At 35.2% G+C, this 18,873-nt stretch carries 18 protein-coding genes, 1 tRNA gene and 2 pseudogenes; 12 read left to right on the top strand and 9 right to left on the bottom strand.

Features of this window, described 5'->3' with window-relative positions:
• Positions 1–3: 3 nt before the first annotated feature.
• Positions 4–243 (bottom strand): annotated as a pseudogene (locus tag GH741_RS21555) (DsbA family oxidoreductase); the annotation flags it as partial.
• Positions 244–494: 251 nt separating this feature from the next.
• Positions 495–1,910 (bottom strand): L-seryl-tRNA(Sec) selenium transferase, encoded by a 1,416-nt coding sequence (gene selA, locus GH741_RS03740; RefSeq protein ID WP_153735575.1) that lies wholly within the window; start codon positions 1,908–1,910, stop codon positions 495–497.
• Positions 1,911–2,190: 280 nt separating this feature from the next.
• Here selA and GH741_RS03735 point away from each other — a divergent pair, with 280 nt between their 5' ends.
• Positions 2,191–2,712 carry a hypothetical protein gene (locus tag GH741_RS03735; protein ID WP_153735403.1) on the top strand — a complete coding sequence of 174 codons (522 nt, stop codon included), beginning with the start codon at positions 2,191–2,193 and terminating at the stop codon, positions 2,710–2,712.
• A 40-nt stretch (positions 2,713–2,752) separates the two neighbouring features.
• Here the strand turns inward: GH741_RS03735 and GH741_RS03730 are convergent.
• The 3 genes and pseudogenes from GH741_RS03730 to GH741_RS03720 all read right to left on the bottom strand — a co-directional run.
• Positions 2,753–2,941 (bottom strand): annotated as a pseudogene (locus GH741_RS03730) (Rdx family protein); the annotation flags it as partial.
• 103 nt (positions 2,942–3,044) lie between these two features.
• Positions 3,045–4,937 (bottom strand): selenocysteine-specific translation elongation factor, encoded by a 1,893-nt coding sequence (gene selB, locus GH741_RS03725; protein WP_153735401.1) that lies wholly within the window; start codon positions 4,935–4,937, stop codon positions 3,045–3,047.
• Between the two features lie 205 nt (positions 4,938–5,142).
• Positions 5,143–5,307 carry a YfhD family protein gene (locus GH741_RS03720; RefSeq protein ID WP_153735400.1) on the bottom strand — a complete coding sequence of 55 codons (165 nt, stop codon included), beginning with the start codon at positions 5,305–5,307 and terminating at the stop codon, positions 5,143–5,145.
• A 156-nt stretch (positions 5,308–5,463) separates the two neighbouring features.
• Here GH741_RS03720 and GH741_RS03715 point away from each other — a divergent pair.
• From GH741_RS03715 to GH741_RS03665, 11 genes are all read left to right on the top strand, one after another.
• Positions 5,464–5,560: transfer RNA gene (locus GH741_RS03715), tRNA-Sec, on the top strand.
• Between the two features lie 685 nt (positions 5,561–6,245).
• Positions 6,246–7,247: a glycosyltransferase family 4 protein gene (locus GH741_RS03710; RefSeq protein WP_205677311.1), complete on the top strand. Its 1,002-nt coding sequence runs from the start codon at positions 6,246–6,248 to the stop codon at positions 7,245–7,247.
• A gap of 61 nt (positions 7,248–7,308) precedes the next feature.
• Positions 7,309–8,358 carry a selenide, water dikinase SelD gene (gene selD / locus GH741_RS03705; RefSeq protein WP_153735399.1) on the top strand — a complete coding sequence of 350 codons (1,050 nt, stop codon included), beginning with the start codon at positions 7,309–7,311 and terminating at the stop codon, positions 8,356–8,358.
• A gap of 145 nt (positions 8,359–8,503) precedes the next feature.
• Entirely contained in the window at positions 8,504–9,412 is a 909-nt protein-coding gene (locus GH741_RS03700) for an NAD-dependent epimerase/dehydratase family protein (RefSeq protein ID WP_153735398.1), read from the top strand.
• A 46-nt stretch (positions 9,413–9,458) separates the two neighbouring features.
• Entirely contained in the window at positions 9,459–10,325 is an 867-nt protein-coding gene (phnD, locus tag GH741_RS03695; RefSeq protein WP_153735397.1) for a phosphate/phosphite/phosphonate ABC transporter substrate-binding protein, read from the top strand.
• 11 nt (positions 10,326–10,336) lie between these two features.
• Positions 10,337–11,092: a phosphonate ABC transporter, permease protein PhnE gene (phnE, locus tag GH741_RS03690; protein WP_338079221.1), complete on the top strand. Its 756-nt coding sequence runs from the start codon at positions 10,337–10,339 to the stop codon at positions 11,090–11,092.
• A gap of 14 nt (positions 11,093–11,106) precedes the next feature.
• A complete protein-coding gene (gene phnC / locus GH741_RS03685) occupies positions 11,107–11,874 on the top strand; it encodes a phosphonate ABC transporter ATP-binding protein (RefSeq protein WP_153735395.1) in 768 nt (255 codons plus the stop codon).
• Between the two features lie 128 nt (positions 11,875–12,002).
• Positions 12,003–12,551 (top strand): polysaccharide deacetylase family protein, encoded by a 549-nt coding sequence (locus tag GH741_RS03680; protein WP_153735394.1) that lies wholly within the window; start codon positions 12,003–12,005, stop codon positions 12,549–12,551.
• A 19-nt stretch (positions 12,552–12,570) separates the two neighbouring features.
• A complete protein-coding gene (locus GH741_RS03675) occupies positions 12,571–13,233 on the top strand; it encodes a haloacid dehalogenase type II (RefSeq protein WP_153735393.1) in 663 nt (220 codons plus the stop codon).
• A 193-nt stretch (positions 13,234–13,426) separates the two neighbouring features.
• Positions 13,427–13,912 carry a BsuPI-related putative proteinase inhibitor gene (locus GH741_RS03670; RefSeq protein ID WP_170287549.1) on the top strand — a complete coding sequence of 162 codons (486 nt, stop codon included), beginning with the start codon at positions 13,427–13,429 and terminating at the stop codon, positions 13,910–13,912.
• A 333-nt stretch (positions 13,913–14,245) separates the two neighbouring features.
• Complete coding sequence (locus tag GH741_RS03665) at positions 14,246–14,392, top strand: BH0509 family protein (RefSeq protein WP_240795414.1); 147 nt, start codon at positions 14,246–14,248, stop codon at positions 14,390–14,392.
• Positions 14,393–14,588: 196 nt separating this feature from the next.
• Here the strand turns inward: GH741_RS03665 and GH741_RS03660 are convergent, their stop codons facing one another.
• The 4 genes from GH741_RS03660 to GH741_RS03645 form a co-directional block, all read right to left on the bottom strand.
• A complete protein-coding gene (locus GH741_RS03660) occupies positions 14,589–14,912 on the bottom strand; it encodes a hypothetical protein (protein WP_153735391.1) in 324 nt (107 codons plus the stop codon).
• A 517-nt stretch (positions 14,913–15,429) separates the two neighbouring features.
• Positions 15,430–16,653 (bottom strand): NAD(P)/FAD-dependent oxidoreductase, encoded by a 1,224-nt coding sequence (locus GH741_RS03655; RefSeq protein WP_153735390.1) that lies wholly within the window; start codon positions 16,651–16,653, stop codon positions 15,430–15,432.
• 227 nt (positions 16,654–16,880) lie between these two features.
• Positions 16,881–17,423, bottom strand: a complete 543-nt coding sequence (locus GH741_RS03650) for an NAD(P)H-dependent oxidoreductase (RefSeq protein WP_153735389.1) — start codon at positions 17,421–17,423, stop codon at positions 16,881–16,883.
• A gap of 279 nt (positions 17,424–17,702) precedes the next feature.
• Positions 17,703–18,317, bottom strand: a complete 615-nt coding sequence (locus GH741_RS03645) for a 3'-5' exonuclease (RefSeq protein ID WP_153735388.1) — start codon at positions 18,315–18,317, stop codon at positions 17,703–17,705.
• Positions 18,318–18,873: the final 556 nt, after the last annotated feature.

Genomic DNA, 18,873 nt, shown 5'->3' with positions numbered 1-18,873 from the left:
GACTTATTCTTCGTTAATTAATTGCATTAGAGTGTCATAGTTTTGTGCACCCATAACGCCTCTCGTTCCAGAAACAAAGCATGGAATTCCTGTCACACCCATTCGTTGGGCTTCTTCCGTTTCATTTATTATTTGTTGTTCATATTGATGAGACTCAATCGCCTCACGAAGAGAATTTGGATTAAGCCCAATGACCTCACCTATCTCTGCAAGGGTGTCGATATCATTGATTGTTTTTTCTTTCTGAAAATGTGCTTGCCTTTGGCCTGTTCATAATACTCCAGAGGATGTGGTGGTATTTCTACCCCCTCTGGTTTAATTCGAATGCTTTCCATTCTACTTTATGATCCTTGGCCAACTGGTCAAGGAGGGATTTTTCCTATAAAACACTGAATATACAGTGATTTTTTTGGTCATATTCTCTTCCACATTTTATAATATAGAGGTTAATATCCTTTGATTAGTTTTCACTAGTGCATCTACAAAACTTCTGCCTAATCATCCATCCCACTTAGACTAATAAAACTCTCTATTAACTCTGGCATTTCTTTTTTTGTTACTGTTCGGAAATCAATAATGATTTTATCTTCTTTTATTCTCGTAACAATAGCAGGAGTTCCAGTTCTTAAAATTCTTGCTAGTTCTGGTGTGGATATGTTCTTATGGTTAATTGTCACTATATAGGTTGGAAGTTTAACTCCAGGCATCGTTCCCCCACCAACTTGGGAAGTATCTGCTAAAACTTGTAAATGATACAACTCGCTGTATTTCTTTAATTGAACACAAAAATCGTTTGCTTGTTCATATATTTGTTGATCTGTTTTAATGATATCTCGTACTGTAGGAAGTTGTTCAACTAAATCCTGACTAGACAAATATGAGCGTAGTGTCTTTTCTAGTCCGGCAAAAGTCATTTTATCTACTCGTAGAACTCTTGCTAATTGGTGACTTTTTAATTTTTCAATATATTCTTTTTTACCGACAATGATACCGGCTTGCGGTCCACCCAATAGCTTGTCACCACTAAAAGATACTAGATCCACACCTGATTCAATTACTCCTCTGACAACCGGCTCTTCCCCAATCCCTTCGTTCCTAAAATCATATAATGAGCCACTCCCTAGATCTTCATAAAAAATTAAGTGCGAGTTTTTTCTTTTCAGTTCAACTAATTCCTCAGTTGCCACAGTTTCGGTAAATCCAATTGTTTTGAAATTACTTGTATGTACCTTAAGGATCATCGCAGTTTTTTCCGAGATTGCGTTTTGATAATCATACAAGTGAGTTTTGTTTGTTGTTCCAACTTCTACGAGCTCTGCATCACTTTCACTCATAATTGATGAAACACGAAAAGATCCTCCGATTTCCACCAGTTGTCCACGAGAAACGATTACCTCTTTGTCTTTTGCCAAGGCACGTAACACTAAATAGACAGCTGCTGCATTGTTATTAACAACCATCGCAGCCTCAGCACCGGTTACTTCAGTCAGTAATTCCTCAAGGATATCATGTCTTGATCCTCTTTTTCCTTCTGAAATTTTGTATTCAAGATTAGAGTAATTAGATGCAACCGAAACTACATGGGTAATGGCCTCTTCACTTAATCTGGCACGTCCTAAATTTGTATGGAGTACAGTCCCTGTTCCGTTAATTACACGGATTAATCGATCTTGTTTAAATTTCAGAACCTTTTCTTCGGTGTTGTTCCATATGTATTCAGTAAAGGTTAGCTTGTTAGGCTTTTCGATAGGGACATTGCCAGCTAACAATTCTTCTCTCAAATAATCAATTTCAGCTTGAATGATTTTAGTAACCTGTGAGTCAGGAATCGATAGTTTCTCAACAAGACTCGTGAATCGATTACTCTTTTGTAACTCATGTACAGGCGGTAATTCTCTCAACAATTGCATCACACAATCAACCTCCTACAAAATCCATCTTTATTATAAATGGAATACCCATCAATACCAAACAATTTAGCTTCATTTGACAATGTTTATGGATACACTAGTTGTTTAAAAAATCCGGAGAGAATGTAAAATAATGGATTGTAAATTGTGTTAAACTAGATGAAAGATCAGCAATTAAAATTTCTTTTAAAAGGGAGAGATTCCTATCATAAAAAAGATCTCAGTTGTTATAATTACAGCTATAATGTGCACGTTAGTGGTATTTGGATATCACCATTTCTTGAAATTTCAAACCTATTCTGTAGATAAAACGTTAGAGATAAACGATTCAGCGTATCACATAACTGGGATTGGGCATTTTCCATTCAAAAACAAAAATGAGTTTGGTGAAACGGATGGTATGCCATGGTATTTCGAAGCAAACTGGGTTTCTTTTGAATGGCAAATAAGGTTAGGCAAGGTAGATCGTTTTTTCTCATTCCCATTTACTAAAGACAGTTCAACCATTACGGTTTCTGGAACTTTTACCGGTGACCAATCTGATTTAGATATGGATACTATTAACATCAACAACTCTCCACATTCCGTTCAAGAAATGTCAGTATCCAATATGAACAATGATATGACTACGATGAAGGTGGCACTTACTGTTGAACTTGAAGAAAAAATCAGCTCATTAAACACTGTTCATTTACAAATGGGGAATGGTGAAGTTTCTTTCCAAGATTTAGATAACAAAAAAGAAAATCATTACATGTTAAGTCCAATTTACAGCGAAAAATACCAATCATTCAAGCCATAAAAAACAAAACGCTTAGGATTTTTCCTGAGCGTTTTGTTTGCTAGACTTGATTTTCCATTTTTTCAATAATCTGAGTTACTTCTGGATACTTACCAGTTTCTAATTTCGAGTAAATCTTCTTACTATTGACAGTGATTTCGAACGCCCCACCAGAGCTCGGAATAAGCTCCATAGATGTGATTCTTGACCGGTAATGGGTAAATAATTGTTCCGCAAAACTTGCGGCTTTAGGAGCATAATTTCACTGCATACAAAATTCAACGGATACTTTATAATTCATCACATACTACCTCCTCATTAAAATCTAATAAAAGGATTGAAATATAAGTTCATTATAACCATCTTCGTTTTCCTTCTTCTCTTTCAGTATGATGGAGAGAGTCTAATAATTCCAATAGTGGGATTAGATATTTTCGTGACACATTTAAAATGTCTTTTGCATCTTTTAAATCAAAAACAGTACCAGTTTGTTGTTGTAATGAATCTACGGCTTGATTAATAGCCAGTTTGTGTACAATCATATCATCTGTTAGCTGGTACGCACGATTAGTTAGAAGTAGAAAACCTCTTAATTCAGCTGATTCATCCTTAGAAATAGGCGTACTCGATATATAGTCTTCCCACTTTTTTACTTCAAGCTCATCTGCCTTGAGGTTAGAGATAATTTCTTCCATTCTAGTTTTCCACTTTGTTGGTAAGTGTGGTTCAAAATTTTCATTTGCTATAAATCTTTCTATTTTCTTGATGGTTCCGTGATTTACCATTTGCTCCAAGGTATACTCAACCATTTCTTTCGAAAAATCTGCTCGCAATAATTGAACTAATTCAGCCTTGTTCATCCCTAGACGCATCGGAAAACGGTCATGGAAATCGGTCAATTGGTCAGTTATGTCATCTTTAATTTTGTGAATTTGTGATGAGAGGACATATTTGTTTCCTGGAATTTCAACTAGAACGCCTTTTTCGATTGTTTTGTTCAGGATTGTTTGTACTTCCTTCTGATCCAATGATGTTGCTTGAATTATCTGATTTATTGTAAGTGGGGAACTTACTTTTAGTACATCCTTAATCAAATCTTCCGGTGTCCCCTCTTTTTTCTTTTGAAGCATTTTGATTGTTTCATCACCAAAACGGTACTTTTCTCCTTTTGGCTCTATCACCCAACCTCCACCAATTGTTTCTACTGGTGTTGGTCGTCTTAAAATAAAACGATCTCCCCGGCGGACGACTATCTCATTATCTAAACGAATTTGGCATAATACTTCTTTATTTATTTCTTCAACTGAGTTCCTATCAAAAAATACAATTTTGCCCATTACCTCTGACGTTCCAACATGGAGCTTTACTGGGGAACGTTGTTTAAGAACTGAACGTAAGTCAGTGACAAACCGAATCGCAACATCAATAGTATCCGTTACTAAAAAATGATCTGAAGCAACGAGTACGTCACCTCTTTTAATGCCATCTTTTTCAACTCCAGTAAGATTGATAGCGGTTCGTTGCCCTGCTCTAGCCTCCTCTACATCTTGATGATGAACTTGGATATTTCTTGCTTTAACCTTTTCGTCACCAGGTAATATTCGAAGCAGACTTCCATTTTTTACAATTCCTTCATAAACTGTTCCTCGTACAATCGTTCCCTGTCCTTGAACAGTAAACACTTGATCGATTGGTAAACGAAACGAACCATAGCGATCACGATGTTCGACGGACTGTAATTCATGAAAAATCGATTCTTTTAATGTATCGATTCCTTTACCCGAAACACTATCGACATTAACCATTGGCGAATTTTCAAATGATGTACCTGACAATGTTTCATCAATATCAAGGGCAATTAACTCTAATAATTCTTCGTCGACTCGATCTATTTTAGTAATTGTCACAATACACCGCTTAATCCCCAAAAATTCAAGAATTTCCAAGTGTTCTTTTGTTTGTGGCATTACGCCCTCATCAGCAGCAACTACTAGCACAACTAAGTCTATTCCTGCTACACCAGCAATCATCTGTCTTATGAATCGTTCATGTCCAGGAACATCTACGATAGATACATGCGTCCCATCTTTTGTATGTAAAGGTGCATAACCTGCTTCAATCGAAATATTCCGTTGCTTCTCTTCTTTTAACCTATCGGTATCAACATTAGTTAATGCTTTAGTTAAAGTGGTTTTCCCATGATCAATATGTCCTGCCATACCAATGGTATAATATGTCGCTTCCATTCTAATTACCCTGCCTTCGATTTTATCTAGTTACTATTACTTTAATCCTAGCCAGCTATTGATTCAAGTACGAAGATTTATAGGGTAACGTCCTTTTACTATTAAAATAGTGCCTTTCCAAAGTGAAAGTTTAATAAACAAGCGATTTACCAACAAGTAGCAGAATAGCTCCTTTGATAAATCGCTCGTTCTTATTTATATGCAATTATTTTTGATTACGTTCTTCACTTTCATCTGCAACTCCAGATTGAACTTCTGGATGCTTGGCCATCTCCATATCTACACCGACTGCACCCTTTGCATAATCAGGTGTCTGTGGAAGTTCATTTTTGTTTTTCCCTTTCGAATGGTGATGCTCATCTCTTCCCATATTTTTCACCTCTTTTCATGTTCATACATTTTTAGTATGATAAGAAAGGCCTTAAATAATTTGTTACTAAATTTGCCATATGCATCCTTCTTGCACATGAAATCTTTTCGTTATAAACTAAATAAGGTTCAAACAAATGTATAACTATTATTTCATGGGGTTGGATGGGTGACTGGTGTCCCCCTGGGTCTTCAAAACCCTGAGGAACCTGCGTGCCAGGTTCGGTGGGTTCGATTCCCACACAGTCCCGCCAATTTAAAATCCTATTGCAACAATAATTAATGAGTCAAAAAAACCTATCCTTTTACTTATTAAGTACTACAAAACTTCAGAAAATGCATGAAATTTTTCTAACACAATGAGATTTATATTCTATGACTGCTACCCCTTTAATGGTAGGTGCTTATGGAAATATCGGATCCGGTATGCTTTCTAGCAGTGTTAAACCTCTTCTAACCTTCTATTTTCTTTATTACTATTGGAACAGGGCGTTGGTTTCCTTTACTTTCACCTTTTTCATAAAGGAACCTTAAGTAAAAGTAGAAGAGCAAACAGTAACTAAAACAAAATGGCAAGAAGGATTAAGGTCAGTTTTCAACCAGAGTCCTGCCAAAAAATATAATTATCACTAACTCGTTTATCTTTCACATATTAAGGATCATGCCCTGCATGGTTCTTTTTTTTTCAATTTTATTGTCACATAAAAAATTAAGTATATTTTCTTCAAATAACGAAAAGAACATATTTTTTCTCTCTACACATTGAGCAAAATAAATGACAAACTTGAAATTACTATTAATAATGATTAGGAAAGCACTTAACCATTACATCTAGTAGAAGTTAGAATTGTAATCAATAATTAGGCTAAAACTAATTATTGAATCGTTTTATGATTTTAATTTACATACAGAATTTAATACCACAAAGGATGAAACATGATGAAAGTTATCTTAGCTACACCTAATTTTCACCAACCGAGAGGAAATACGATTACCGTCCAACGAATGGCGGATGGGTTAGAACAGTTAGGTGTTAATACGGAAATTATTTCTATAACAGACAATAAAGGATCTGAGATGCAGCTTCAAGCAGATATTGTACACGGATTTAATGCCTATCGTTTTTATATATTCTTACAAAATCTTAAGATAAAGCCAAAAGACTATATTGTCACTCTAACTGGAACTGACCTAAATTATAATTTGTTTGATAACGATACTCGTTCTGATGTACTTACTTGTTTAAGTGAAGCGAAAGCGATTCATGTATTTAATGAGGAGGCAAAAGAAACCTTAATAAAAGAGGTACCAGAAATTAAAGACAAGACATTTATGATACCTCAGGGAACTAGTGAATTTAGTGTTTCAGGCGATGATTTTCAAAAAGAACCAAACACTTTTTTGTATGTACTTCCGGCTGGAGTAAGACAAGTAAAAAACATTCCTTCAGCAATTCAAATGTTAAAAAAATTACATGAGAAGCACCCACATATAAGACTTTGGCTTGTTGGGCCTGTTCTTGAAGAAGAAGAAGGGCAAATTGTCAAGGACTTAGTAAGTGAAAATGAAGAATGGGTTGAATATCTTGGTCAGCTCCCTCATGAAAAAATGGGTGCTGTGTACCATCTTGCAGATTGTATTTTGAATACCTCTCATTCTGAAGGTCAATCTTCTGCGATATTAGAAGCAATGGGCTATGGATTACCAGTTTTAGTCTCTAGCAATGAAGGGAATAAAAGTATTGTATCCCACACGCGGACGGGTTTTATCTATCGTGATACAAACCAATTTCTTGATTATGCTGAGCAAATCATGAATAATATCAAGTTAAGGCAATCAATAAGTGATAATGCAAAACAATACATTGCCAAGCACCACTCAAGTACACATGAAGCGGAATATTTATTAAATATCTATCAAGATGTATTAAATCAAAAATGAACTTTAAAAGTAGTATTCTTCCCCTTCTACAACTACATTCTAATTACAAGGAGTGATCCATATGTCTAAAGATGAAATTATTAAATTAACTTCTCTATCTACTAAAGGTGGTTGAGGATGCAAAATTGGTCCTGAAGACCTGGCGCAGGTTCTGCGTCATTTACCTAAGTCCGTACCAGATCCAAATTTACTAGTTGGTTTAGACACTTCTGATGATGCAGGAGTATATAAAATTAATGATGATACTGCGCTTGTTCAGACATTGGATTTTTTCACACCAATTGTTGATGATCCGTACATGTTTGGGCAAATTGGTGCAGCAAATTCACTTAGCGATGTCTATGCTATGGGCGGCAAACCGATTACGGTAATGAATATCGTTGGATTCCCGATTAATACACTTGATAAAAGTATTTTAGCTGATATTCTAGCTGGAGCATCAGATAAAGTAAGAGAATCTGGAGCAGCGTTAGTTGGTGGTCACTCGATTGATGATCAAGAGCCTAAATTTGGTTTATCGGTCACTGGAATCATCCACCCTGACAGAATTAGAGCTAATGCCGGCGCAAAGCCAGGAGATCGTCTAATCTTAACGAAGCCAATTGGCGTTGGGATTTTAACAACTGCAATAAAAAATGGTCTATTGGAACAAAAAGATATTGATGAAGTTTCAACTGTGATGGCCACTCTTAATAAGGATGCAGCCGAAGCAATGGAAAACTACTCAGTAAATGCTTGTACAGATGTTACTGGTTTTGGACTTTTAGGCCATACAAGAGAAATTGCTGAAGGAAGTTGTGTCGGAATTACCATTCATAATAATGCTGTTCCAGTTCTATCAAAGGCTAAGGAACTTGCTGAGCAGGATATTATTCCAGGTGGTTCAAAGAAAAATCACAAATGGTTAGCTGATTGTATCGATTATAGTGATGATATTAGTGAGATCGATCAAATGATTCTTTGTGATGCTGTCACCTCTGGAGGACTTTTGATTTCTGTACCTGAATCCGAAGCCGATTCACTCCAGCAGGACCTCCAAGATAGAAACGTATCATCAGCAATTATTGGAGAAGTAACTGCTGAGAATCCAGGCAGGATTAAAGTTATTTAATAACTCCTAGAACTGAAAATTAAAGCTATTGATCCAAAAATTATAAAGGACTCTGCTCGAGTCCTTTTTTACAATATCTTTGGAACTTGATATCTTCATAACACATAACTGTTCTAGTTACTAGTAATAGAAAGGATACATTACAATGAAAGTTCTTGTAACTGGCGGTATTGGATTTATTGGAAAACACGTAGTAAATGAACTGATTGAAAATAAATATGATGTGGCAATTATTGATGAACAAAGTACTAACGAGCAGTTCGAACATCACCGTAATATTCGTTGTTATTCTGTTGATATTAATAGTGATTTAGATGGCATTTTCGAGACAGAAAAACCAGATTGTTTAATTCACCTAGCTGCCCAGGTTGATGTAGGTCAATCAATTATCAACCCTAAACTGGATGCGACTACTAATATTTTAGGAACTATACATGTCCTAGAAAAATGTAACAAACATGACGTAAAAAAAGTGATATTCTCGTCCACTGCAGCTGTTTACGGTGATCCTATTTATTTACCTGTCGACGAAAAACATCCACAGTTGCCTTTATCATTCTATGGAATTTCTAAACTAACTGCAGAACATTATATAAAAACATACTGTGGTATCCATGGACTTAACTTTACGATACTAAGATATTCTAACGTATACGGACCTGGTTCCGCTAATAGCAAAGGTGAAGGTAATGTCATCTCTATATTTCTCAATAAAATGTTAGAAGATAGTAATCCAATAATTTTTGGTGATGGTAATCAGACTAGAGACTTCATCTATGTTAAAGATATCGCTACTGCAAATGTAGCTGCGATTGAACAAGGAAATAATCAAATCTTAAATGTTAGCACGAATACGAAAACAAGCCTAAATAATCTAGTCCGTATGATAAACAATTTACTTGTAAAGGATATTGAACCGATCTACTCCGAAGGCCGAAACGGTGATATCTTACACAGTTATTTAAATAATAAAAAAGCATTAAATACATTAAACTGGAAAGCAAAATACTCCTTGGAGCAAGGATTGAACATGACTCTATTGGAGCTAAAGTAAATAGTTTTAAAAGTACATTTCATAATATTTAAATGAGGTGAAACCAATGATAAAAAAAATATTTACTGTTCTTATTCTTTGTTCGATATTTATACTTACTGCATGTGGGGAAGAAAGTGAGCTATTTACGATAGGGGTTATTCCTGCTCAAACAGAGGGAGAAATGGAAGGCGCCATGGATAAGCTACAATCTCACCTATCTGAGGAATTAGATCGCGAAGTAAGCATTGAAGTATATCCAGACTATAATGGCGTTGTGGAAGCTATGAATTATGACAAAATTGATATGGCTTATTTCGGACCTTTAACATATGTAGTTGCTCATGCAAAGAGCGGAGCACAAGCAATCATAACTCAGTTAATAGATGGGGAACCTTTTTACCACTCTTATATTATTACTCATGTAGATAATCCCTGGAATTCAATTGAAGATTTGCTAGCTAATTCAGAGGAAATTGATTTTGCTTTTGGCGATCAAAATTCAACATCTGGATCGTTAATACCAAGTATTGAATTACAGGATCGCGGTGTTTATCAAGACGAGGATGAAAACGAATTTAATTCAACTCGTTTTACCGGCTCCCATGATGCGACAGCCTTAGCCGTTCAGAATCAACAAGTCGATGCTGGAGCAATTGATAGTGCTATTTATAATCAGCTAGTAGAAGCAGGCAAAGTTGATGGCGACCAATTGAAAACGATTTGGCAATCAGAAGATTTATTTCAATATCCATGGGCTGTTCACAAAGATACTGACGAGGAAACAATTGAAAAATTACAACAATCCTTCACTGAGATTGAAGATGAAGAAATCCTTAATGCATTTGGAGCAAGTGCATTTACCACTGCTACGAATGAAGACTATGAAAGCATAAAGCAAGCAGCAGTCAAACAAGGAATTATTGAAGAATAGGGCTGATCATTGTGTGGTTTAAACGTCGTAATATTATAACTTTTCTCATACTCTCTTTATTTATTTTTATTAGTATGAGACTAACTGAATTCGATCTATCTAAATTTAGGGATTTTCGTAACATGATTGATTTCTTATCTCAATGGTTCCCTATGGATTTCTCTAAACTTCCTAATATGCTTGAAGACAGTCTAGAAACGCTTTCGATGGCGTTTCTAGGTAGTTTTCTTGGTTTACTTATAGCACTCCCAATTAGTTTTGTCGCAGCGTGGAATACTTCACCCTCCAAATATCTTTATCATTTTTCTAGGTTCGCACTGAGCTTTGTTCGATCGATTCCAGAAATTGTTTTTGGACTTGTTTTATTAACAGCACTTGGTCTAGGTCCCTTCCCTGCTGTGTTGGCAATTATGTTCCACAATGTAGGGGTATTAGGTAAATTGATTTCGGAGTTAATAGAATCTGCTGATCCAGGTCCGCAAGAAGCAATGAAGGCGGTAGGAGCAAAAAACTGGTTTGCGTATCTGTTTAGCATTCTTCCGCAAATATGGCCAAATGTATTATCACATTACTTCTATCGTTTTGAAGTTGCTATCAGAACGTCTCTTGTATTAGGTTTTATTGGTGGCGGTGGTATTGGTCAACGACTGTTTAATGACTTTAAAACCTTTCAGTATTCATCTGTATCATTAGACGTCTTAATAATTATGGTCATTGTTATTGTTGTTGATTTATACGGTAGCTATGTGCGCAAGAAGGTCATCTAAGGAGGCTATTTACTATGTTAGAGATAAAAAACTTATCTGTGCGTTACCGTGGGGGCCACGAAAATGCACTATCGGGAATTAACCTTACATTTGAAAAAGGTGAATTCGTGTGTATATTAGGTAAGAGTGGAGCTGGAAAGTCAACATTTATTCGGTGTATTAATGGTCTCCAAAAACCGAACCAAGGCCAAGTATCTTGGAATGGCGAATCTGTCTCCAACATGACTGAAAAACAATTACTAAAAATTAGACGTGAGATGGGGATGATTTTTCAACACTTCAACCTGATCCCACGTCTAAGTGTATTACAGAATGTCTTAACTGGTATGTTTGGCTATCGAAGCACTTACAAGAATCTCATAGGCTGGTTCAGTCCAGAGGAAGTAAATCGTGCTAAACAAGTCATTGAAGATGTTGGACTCACCGAACAAATTGGACGTCGGGTGGAACATTTAAGTGGTGGCCAGAAGCAACGAGTAGGTATTGCACGGGCTTTATTACAACAGCCAAAACTATTACTAGGTGATGAACCAGTCTCTAGCTTAGACCCTGGGACATCAAACCATATATTTACTCTACTACAAGAAATGCACAATCGTCATCAACTTCTTACTGTCATTAATGTTCATGATGTTGATTTAGCAAGACGATTTGCTACTCGTATTATCGCATTAAAAGATGGTAAAATTGTATTTGATGGAAGTCCTGAATTATTTAATGAAATTGAATTCGACCATACCTATCACAATGCAATTAAAAATAAGCAACATAGCTATACCTAATATTTCTGTCCTGGTAAAGATAATTAACCAAAGGAGTGACTACTATGATGATTAAAACTCCATGAATAGTAGATCAGACAAGGGTCGTGTACGACTCTAAGGATGTAAATGTACTAACCAGAGTAAACTTGACTACTCAAAAATCTGTAGTATTAACTTTTGATGATGGTCCTAGTAAAGTATTACCTGAGATACTCGACATATTACGGGAAACGAATGTTCCTGCTGTGTTCTTCTGGCAATCTCGACTGCTTTATCCGACTAGGCCTTGGAAGCGTGTCTTGGATGAAGGTCATTGGATTGGGACACATACAATCAATCATCCTGATATGGAAAGGCTATCATATCAAAAGCAATTAAAACAACTCCAAAATAGCGTTAAACATCTAGAGGACATCACTGGAAACAAGGTAACATATTTCCGTCCTCCTTTCGGCCGATATAATGACGATACAATTAAAGCGGCACAACAGTTAGAATTAATCCCTGTAATGTGGAAAATTGCCAGTATCGATTGGGAACTTAAAAACAATCCAAATCAAATCATTAATAATGTTGTTAATAATTTAGAAGATGGGTCAATCATCCTTTTACATGAGTTAAAACAAACATTGTCCATCCTACCTCAATTAATAGATGCTATTAGGGAAAAAGGATACACATTCCGACTCTTATAAGAAAAAAGGAGGAGAATGAATGAGTCATATAAATACAATAATTTTTGATTCATATGGTACTCTTTTTGACGTTCATTCCTTATCTAATAAACTTGAAAATCACTTTTCGGGAAAAGGACAAAAGATTAGCCAGACTTGGCGAGAAAAACAAATTGAATATGCCCTACTACGTCAAATTATGGGAAACTATGCTACTTTTTTTGAAATTACTAAAGCTGCCCTAACCTACGCAATTAAGAAGCATGGGGAACAGACTAATCCAGAACAAATGGAAGAACTAGTTGCTGCCTACTTGAACTTAGATGTATATCCTGAAGTCAAGGGAGTATTAAGCCAACTGGGGAACAAACAGCTAGCTATTTTTTCAAATGGTTCCCATGACATGCTTGATCCTTTAGTAAAAAATGCGGGAATAACCACTTTATTCGACAAAATTATTAGTACAAATGAAGTAAAGGAATTCAAACCTGCCCCGGCATCATACCATTATGCAATGGAAGTTCTAAATAGCCAAAAAGAAAACACACTATTTGTTTCATCAAATGGGTGGGATATCTCCGGAGCAGAGAATTATGGAGTCCGTACTGCCTGGATTAATCGAAAAAGACTCCCAGTTGAAGAATTAAATCTAATGCCTGACAGTGTTTACCAAGATTTAACCGGTATCTTAGAATGGGTTTAATTAATGAATCGCATGTGATCAACTACATGCGATTCATTTTAATTTATACATAATATCTTATAAGCAATAAAATGTTATTAGATAATATAATTTTTTTAAAAAATACACATGATTTTTGTAACTAAACTAGCTGATGGAACGACAAATAGACAAAAGAGTATTCTTTATAACTATTAAAGTGGAGGTAATATTAATGAAAAAAATAATCTTACTGTTGTTTATCCTAGTAACTAGTGTACTATTAGTTGGATGTGGTACAAGTAATAATGAATCAAATCAAGACCAACAAGATGAAAATACAAGTGGTAGTAACGATGATGGAAATGAGGGTATTGTCGCAGGTAAAATGGTGCCAAGCCTTACAGAGCAAAGCCCACTAGTATACGAATACCAAGTAGCTAATCAGACAGAACAAGAAATAACACTAAAATTCACTAGCTCCCAACGATTTGATTACACTGTGGAAACTAAGGATGGAGAACAATTACATCAATTCTCAAGTGTTGCATCATTTATGCAAGTATTAGGCGAAGAACAAGTAAAGCCAGGCGAAGCATTACAATACACCATTGAACTTCAGGAATTAAACCTAACAGCTGGAGATTATGTGTTAACAGCTTGGATGACACCAGAAGATGGCAAAAAGTATGAAGTGTCTACTGATTTTTCGGTTAACTGATAAACTAATGTACGTTATATATCCTAACAATCATTAACAAAAAACAACTCTTCATTTTGAAGAGTTGTTTTTTTGGTTAATAGCTTTTCCCTCAAAATTATAGTTAGATTCTCCATGCCCTCCCCCACATAAAATAGCAATTTTATATCCTATTTACCTCACAACTAGGCTTTTAAAATGAAAGATAGCATTTCAATATCACTATTAGATAAATCATTCTCAAAATGATATTTGTTTAATCTCATATTGAGATGTATAATGAAATCAAGGTAAAGAAAACGATTACAATAAATAAACACTTCTTTTAAAGAAGGTTTATAAGGAGGATTTACAGTGAGTCAAGTAGAACGGAATTTCAAGATGGAGCACTTATGGGAGAAGACGAAGTACAACAAAGAAGACGTCCTTAACATGTCGGATGAACAGATTGAATATTTCCACTGGCTCTATTTCGAGGAATCAGTTTATGACTTAATGTAGAATTTAATAATTATTCTTAAGCTCTTATGCGAGACTGCATGAGAGCTTTATATTTTATATTTCTTGACTTCTTAAACGTTTTGTTGATATTTATTATAAAAAAGTAAAACTTCCTTTTTTATGGAAGTTTTACTTTTTTATTATCGGATTATTAAACTTGAACGCCATTTGTTTAACACCATAAATGATATTAACTTTAATAACCTTCCTTCCTTTTAAAAGATACGACCTTGTCATCTTCTATTATTACTTGATATGCTCCCCGTGAACCATCTTCAGAGATATACACATCATAAACATCTCCAGATACACCAGAAACAGGATGCATATTTTCTGCAATATTTTCAATTTCATAATCACCGTCTATAACAGTATTTAAATAGGGTTCGATAATATTCTTTTCAAGATCACTCTGTATATTAAGTTCTGGTAATATCAAAATTAGAATAAGAATTGATAATGGCAGTGCAATGAGAATAAAAACCTTAATATCAAATTTCTTTTTCTTTACTGTGCTCATTTTTTAACCCCCTCATGTAATTGTTGAGGACAAACCTCTTCATTGAATCTACGTAAGAAAATAATAATTTGTTTCATTTTTTTTGTAATAAAAGACAATGTTTATCCGGGAATTTAGAAAACCTAAGTGTATCATAGGTTTCCATTTTTAAAAAATTTCCCTTAATCATCATCAGATCATTATAGTGACTTCATTTCTCCGATGTTGAATGATTTCTATTATCTAAAACCAATTCAAATACTTAATTGCAACCCAGTTAAATAGTTGTATTCATCCTATTTAGTCTGCCCATTTCTTATCGTAAAAAGCTAGTAGTCCATGGATGGCTACTAGCTTTTCAATGTACGCTTTAAAGATTTAATTATCTAAAATCCCTTGTTTTTTCCATATTCCGAGAAAAAATCACATACGCTATTGTTGATGCCAACGTAAGCAATGTAAAAAGAAGTGTATTTTTCATTACCAATTTTCCCTCCTCTAGTGATCCCGTGATTGGTTTCATTTATACTAACTTACGTTAAAAAGGACGAAACTTTCCTTTTTTCAGTACTAATTTAGGTCCACCAAGTAAGAACAAATAACGATCATCAATGACGTTTTTCATCGCTTTAGCTGTAACTCCGAAAAGTTTTTTTCCTTCAAAAACGGTTCCCATAGCATGCTTCCCGCCAAGTGAGGCCACAGTTCCTTTATTATCAAACACAAAGTTCTCCAATGGCCCTCCTTGAATTAATGCCTTAAGGTTGTTTGCACATGTATCTGCTTCTTGCATCGCAAGTTGTGCGGTTGGAGGATATGGTCGACCACTTTCCTTATCCATTACCCAAGAACAATCTCCTAAAATGAATACATTTTCATAACCTGGAGCACGCAAATCTTCATCAACATTTACTTTACCTTTGGTTAATTCGAATCCTGAATTTCCTACAATTGAGTTTGCTTGAACTCCACCAGTCCAGACAATAGTTCCAGCTTTGATTTCTTCCTCTTCTTCTCCTACCATTACACTAGTTTGTTTGCATTCTTTAATCATTGCACCAGTCTTAAATTCAACTCCTCGGTTTTCTAATGATTTCCGAGCATAGTCTATCAACTCCTGATCGAAACCTGGTAAAATCGTAGGTGCCGCTTCAATATTAATAATTCTTGCTTTGTTCCTTGGGATATCATATTTATTACATAATTCAGGTACCTTCTCAGCAAGTTCACCAACAAATTCAATCCCAGTGAAACCGCCACCACCCACTACAATGTTTAACAAATGGTCTTTATCACCGTCATCATTAGTAGAATTTTTATAACTAGCAAACTGATACTCAATATGTTCACGAATCATTCGACTTTTATCAACACTCTGTATTGTAAAAGCATTTTCATCCATACCTGGAATACCAAATGTGGCTTTCTCAAAACCTAGACCAATAACTAAATAATCGTAGTCTATCTCGCCATTTTCCAAGATAACCTTTTGATCTTCTCGATTTATTTCAACAACTGTATCCTGAAGCAGCTGAACTCTTCTTGTATTAATTACATCACTTATCATGATTCTTGAACGATTAATATCGATAGTGCCTGCTGCCACTTCATGAAGCCATGTTGTTTGGTAATGGTAGTTATGCTTATTTACCAAAACAATGTCAGCTTCCTCAGGTCTAAATTTTTGGATTAGTTTTTTTGTTGTCATCATTCCTGCGTACCCTGCACCAAGAATGACTATTTTTGGTTTATTTTGATTCAAATTTCATCCACCTCTCTTATTTAAATTTTATATATGAGAACATCGTTTAGGCCCCAGTTAGTAGAAAAAACTCTTATGTAGATTCTTTCACATTCAATGTCAATGAGGAAGTTCCACAACCAGGACTTTCTTAAATCTACCTTTAATTGTATCAAACAGAACTAAAGTCGTCTAACGAATAGTATTTTCCAATAGCTCTTTTCAATTATAAATGGCGTGTTGTTAAATCATGATTTATAGTGAAACGGATAGGATTCTCTTCGGAGGTACTTGAGATATTCTAATGAATGATTTTGAAGGTCTAATTCTGTATTCATTTCATCCTCAAATGTATTGAATATAGGTAACGATTTTGTCCTTATAAAATTACAAGTCGCATAAAAAGGAGCCATCACTTGTTCGATTGAATGTCTGTGAAGTCCGTCAAACCGATAATCCTCCGAGGTAAATCCCGAGCTAATCGCTAATCCAAACTCTGTTCCCTCAAGTGCATAGCCTCCCTTAAATGCCCAACCACGGAGTAAAACATGATCAAACCATTTTTTTAAAAGTGGCGGGTAGCTATACCAATAATTGGGAAACTGAAAGATTACTCGGTCATGTTCTTCTAATAACTGTTGCTCTCTTGTAACATCTATTTGTTCATCAGGATATTCAGCATAAAGATCATTAACTTTAAGGTCAGGCTGATTTTTTATTGCATCCTTTAAATAGGCATTCAATCGAGACTCTTGCATGGTCGGGTGCGCAATATTAACTAGTGTCTTCATCTAATTCTCCTCACTTCTTCCGTTTCATCACAATAATTAAGGTTCCTATTAAAAGATTGTTGTTGTTTTTGACGTTTTTGACACAAAATGTATAGACCTGCTACTAACCGGTCGTTGATTTCTGTTCAGGGCAGGCGCTTTCCTCAGCGCTGGATTAGCAATCCCATTATAAGGAAGAAAAGGCAAAAGGTTATGACGCATTTGATTTCTTAATCTCGAATAACTACCTTAGAAAACGAACCATAAATTAAAGTAAAACCGAGGTTTTCCTCGGTTGCATTAATTAGTTGTTCTACTATTCTCTCTAGTTTTACCTATTACTTTTGGTGTTATGTAGCTTCGTTCAAAAATTCTACCACAAGAGATATTAACTGTACTAACAAGTTCTTGCAAACTATCTACTTGTTTTTCTCCAATTGCCTGCAGCAATAACTCTATTACAGCTCTTGAGTCGTCCAAAGCATGGTGATGTGAAAATTCTATGCCCTTAACTTCAGCCAATCTATTCAACTTATAACTACTCATCCCTGGCCAAACCTTTTTCGAAATCATAACAGAGCATAGATATTCAAGCTCCGGATAAGGCAAATTATACCGATCTAATGATGCTCGTAATACACTCATATCAAAACTAGCATTATGAGCAATCACTAGGTTATTTGTTAGAAACGGAACAATCCTTGGCCATAATTCTGCAAAAGTTGGTGCGTCCAAAACGTCAGTTTCTGTAATACCATGTACGTAAATATTATTTGACTCAAAATCCATTAACGGATTAATCAAGCTATAAAATTCATCAATAATTCCATCTTTATTTGCAACCACGATACCAATTGCACATGGGCTAGACCTATATCGATTTGCCGTCTCAAAATCAATAGATACTAAGTTCATTTATTGTATCCTCCAAAAATTGTGGGTGTACTTGATGCGAAACCTTAAAGTCACTACTTAATTATTCTAACATGAACTCTATCAATCTTTCATAAAAAAATGCCACTAGGACTAATACCTAGTGGCATTTTTGGATATTAACCAATATACTTCTGCTGAAATTTAACAATTGCTTCATAATCTTCTTCAAATAAGCGACTGAGCCTCAAATAGTTAGGAACCAATTCCGTATTGACATTAACATGTTAAGATTGATCCCTTCAAGTACTGCTCGCATCATGTGTTCCCTCTTTTTATGCATTCCTAAATCCCTCTTAAATTTGCGTTCCATAATGAAGCCTATCGCCTGATAAATATGGGTGAAAAATTAATCTTTCTGCACCTCCTAGATTTTACTACATGTTTATTGATTTGAACATGAGAAAACACCATCAAAAATCAGGAATCTTGGTATAGATAGTATTTAGCCTAGCATAAAGGTAATCAAATCTAAGTTAATCTGCTTGAACCAATGCTCCGTTGATTGAGCATTAATATGACCATTATTTAAGAATTT

It is taken from the genome of Aquibacillus halophilus (genome assembly GCF_009649745.1).
GTDB lineage: Bacteria > Bacillota > Bacilli > Bacillales > Amphibacillaceae > Aquibacillus > Aquibacillus halophilus.
The sequence above is the reverse complement of the archived record's forward strand: the minus strand, read 5'-3'. Positions and strand labels throughout refer to the sequence as shown.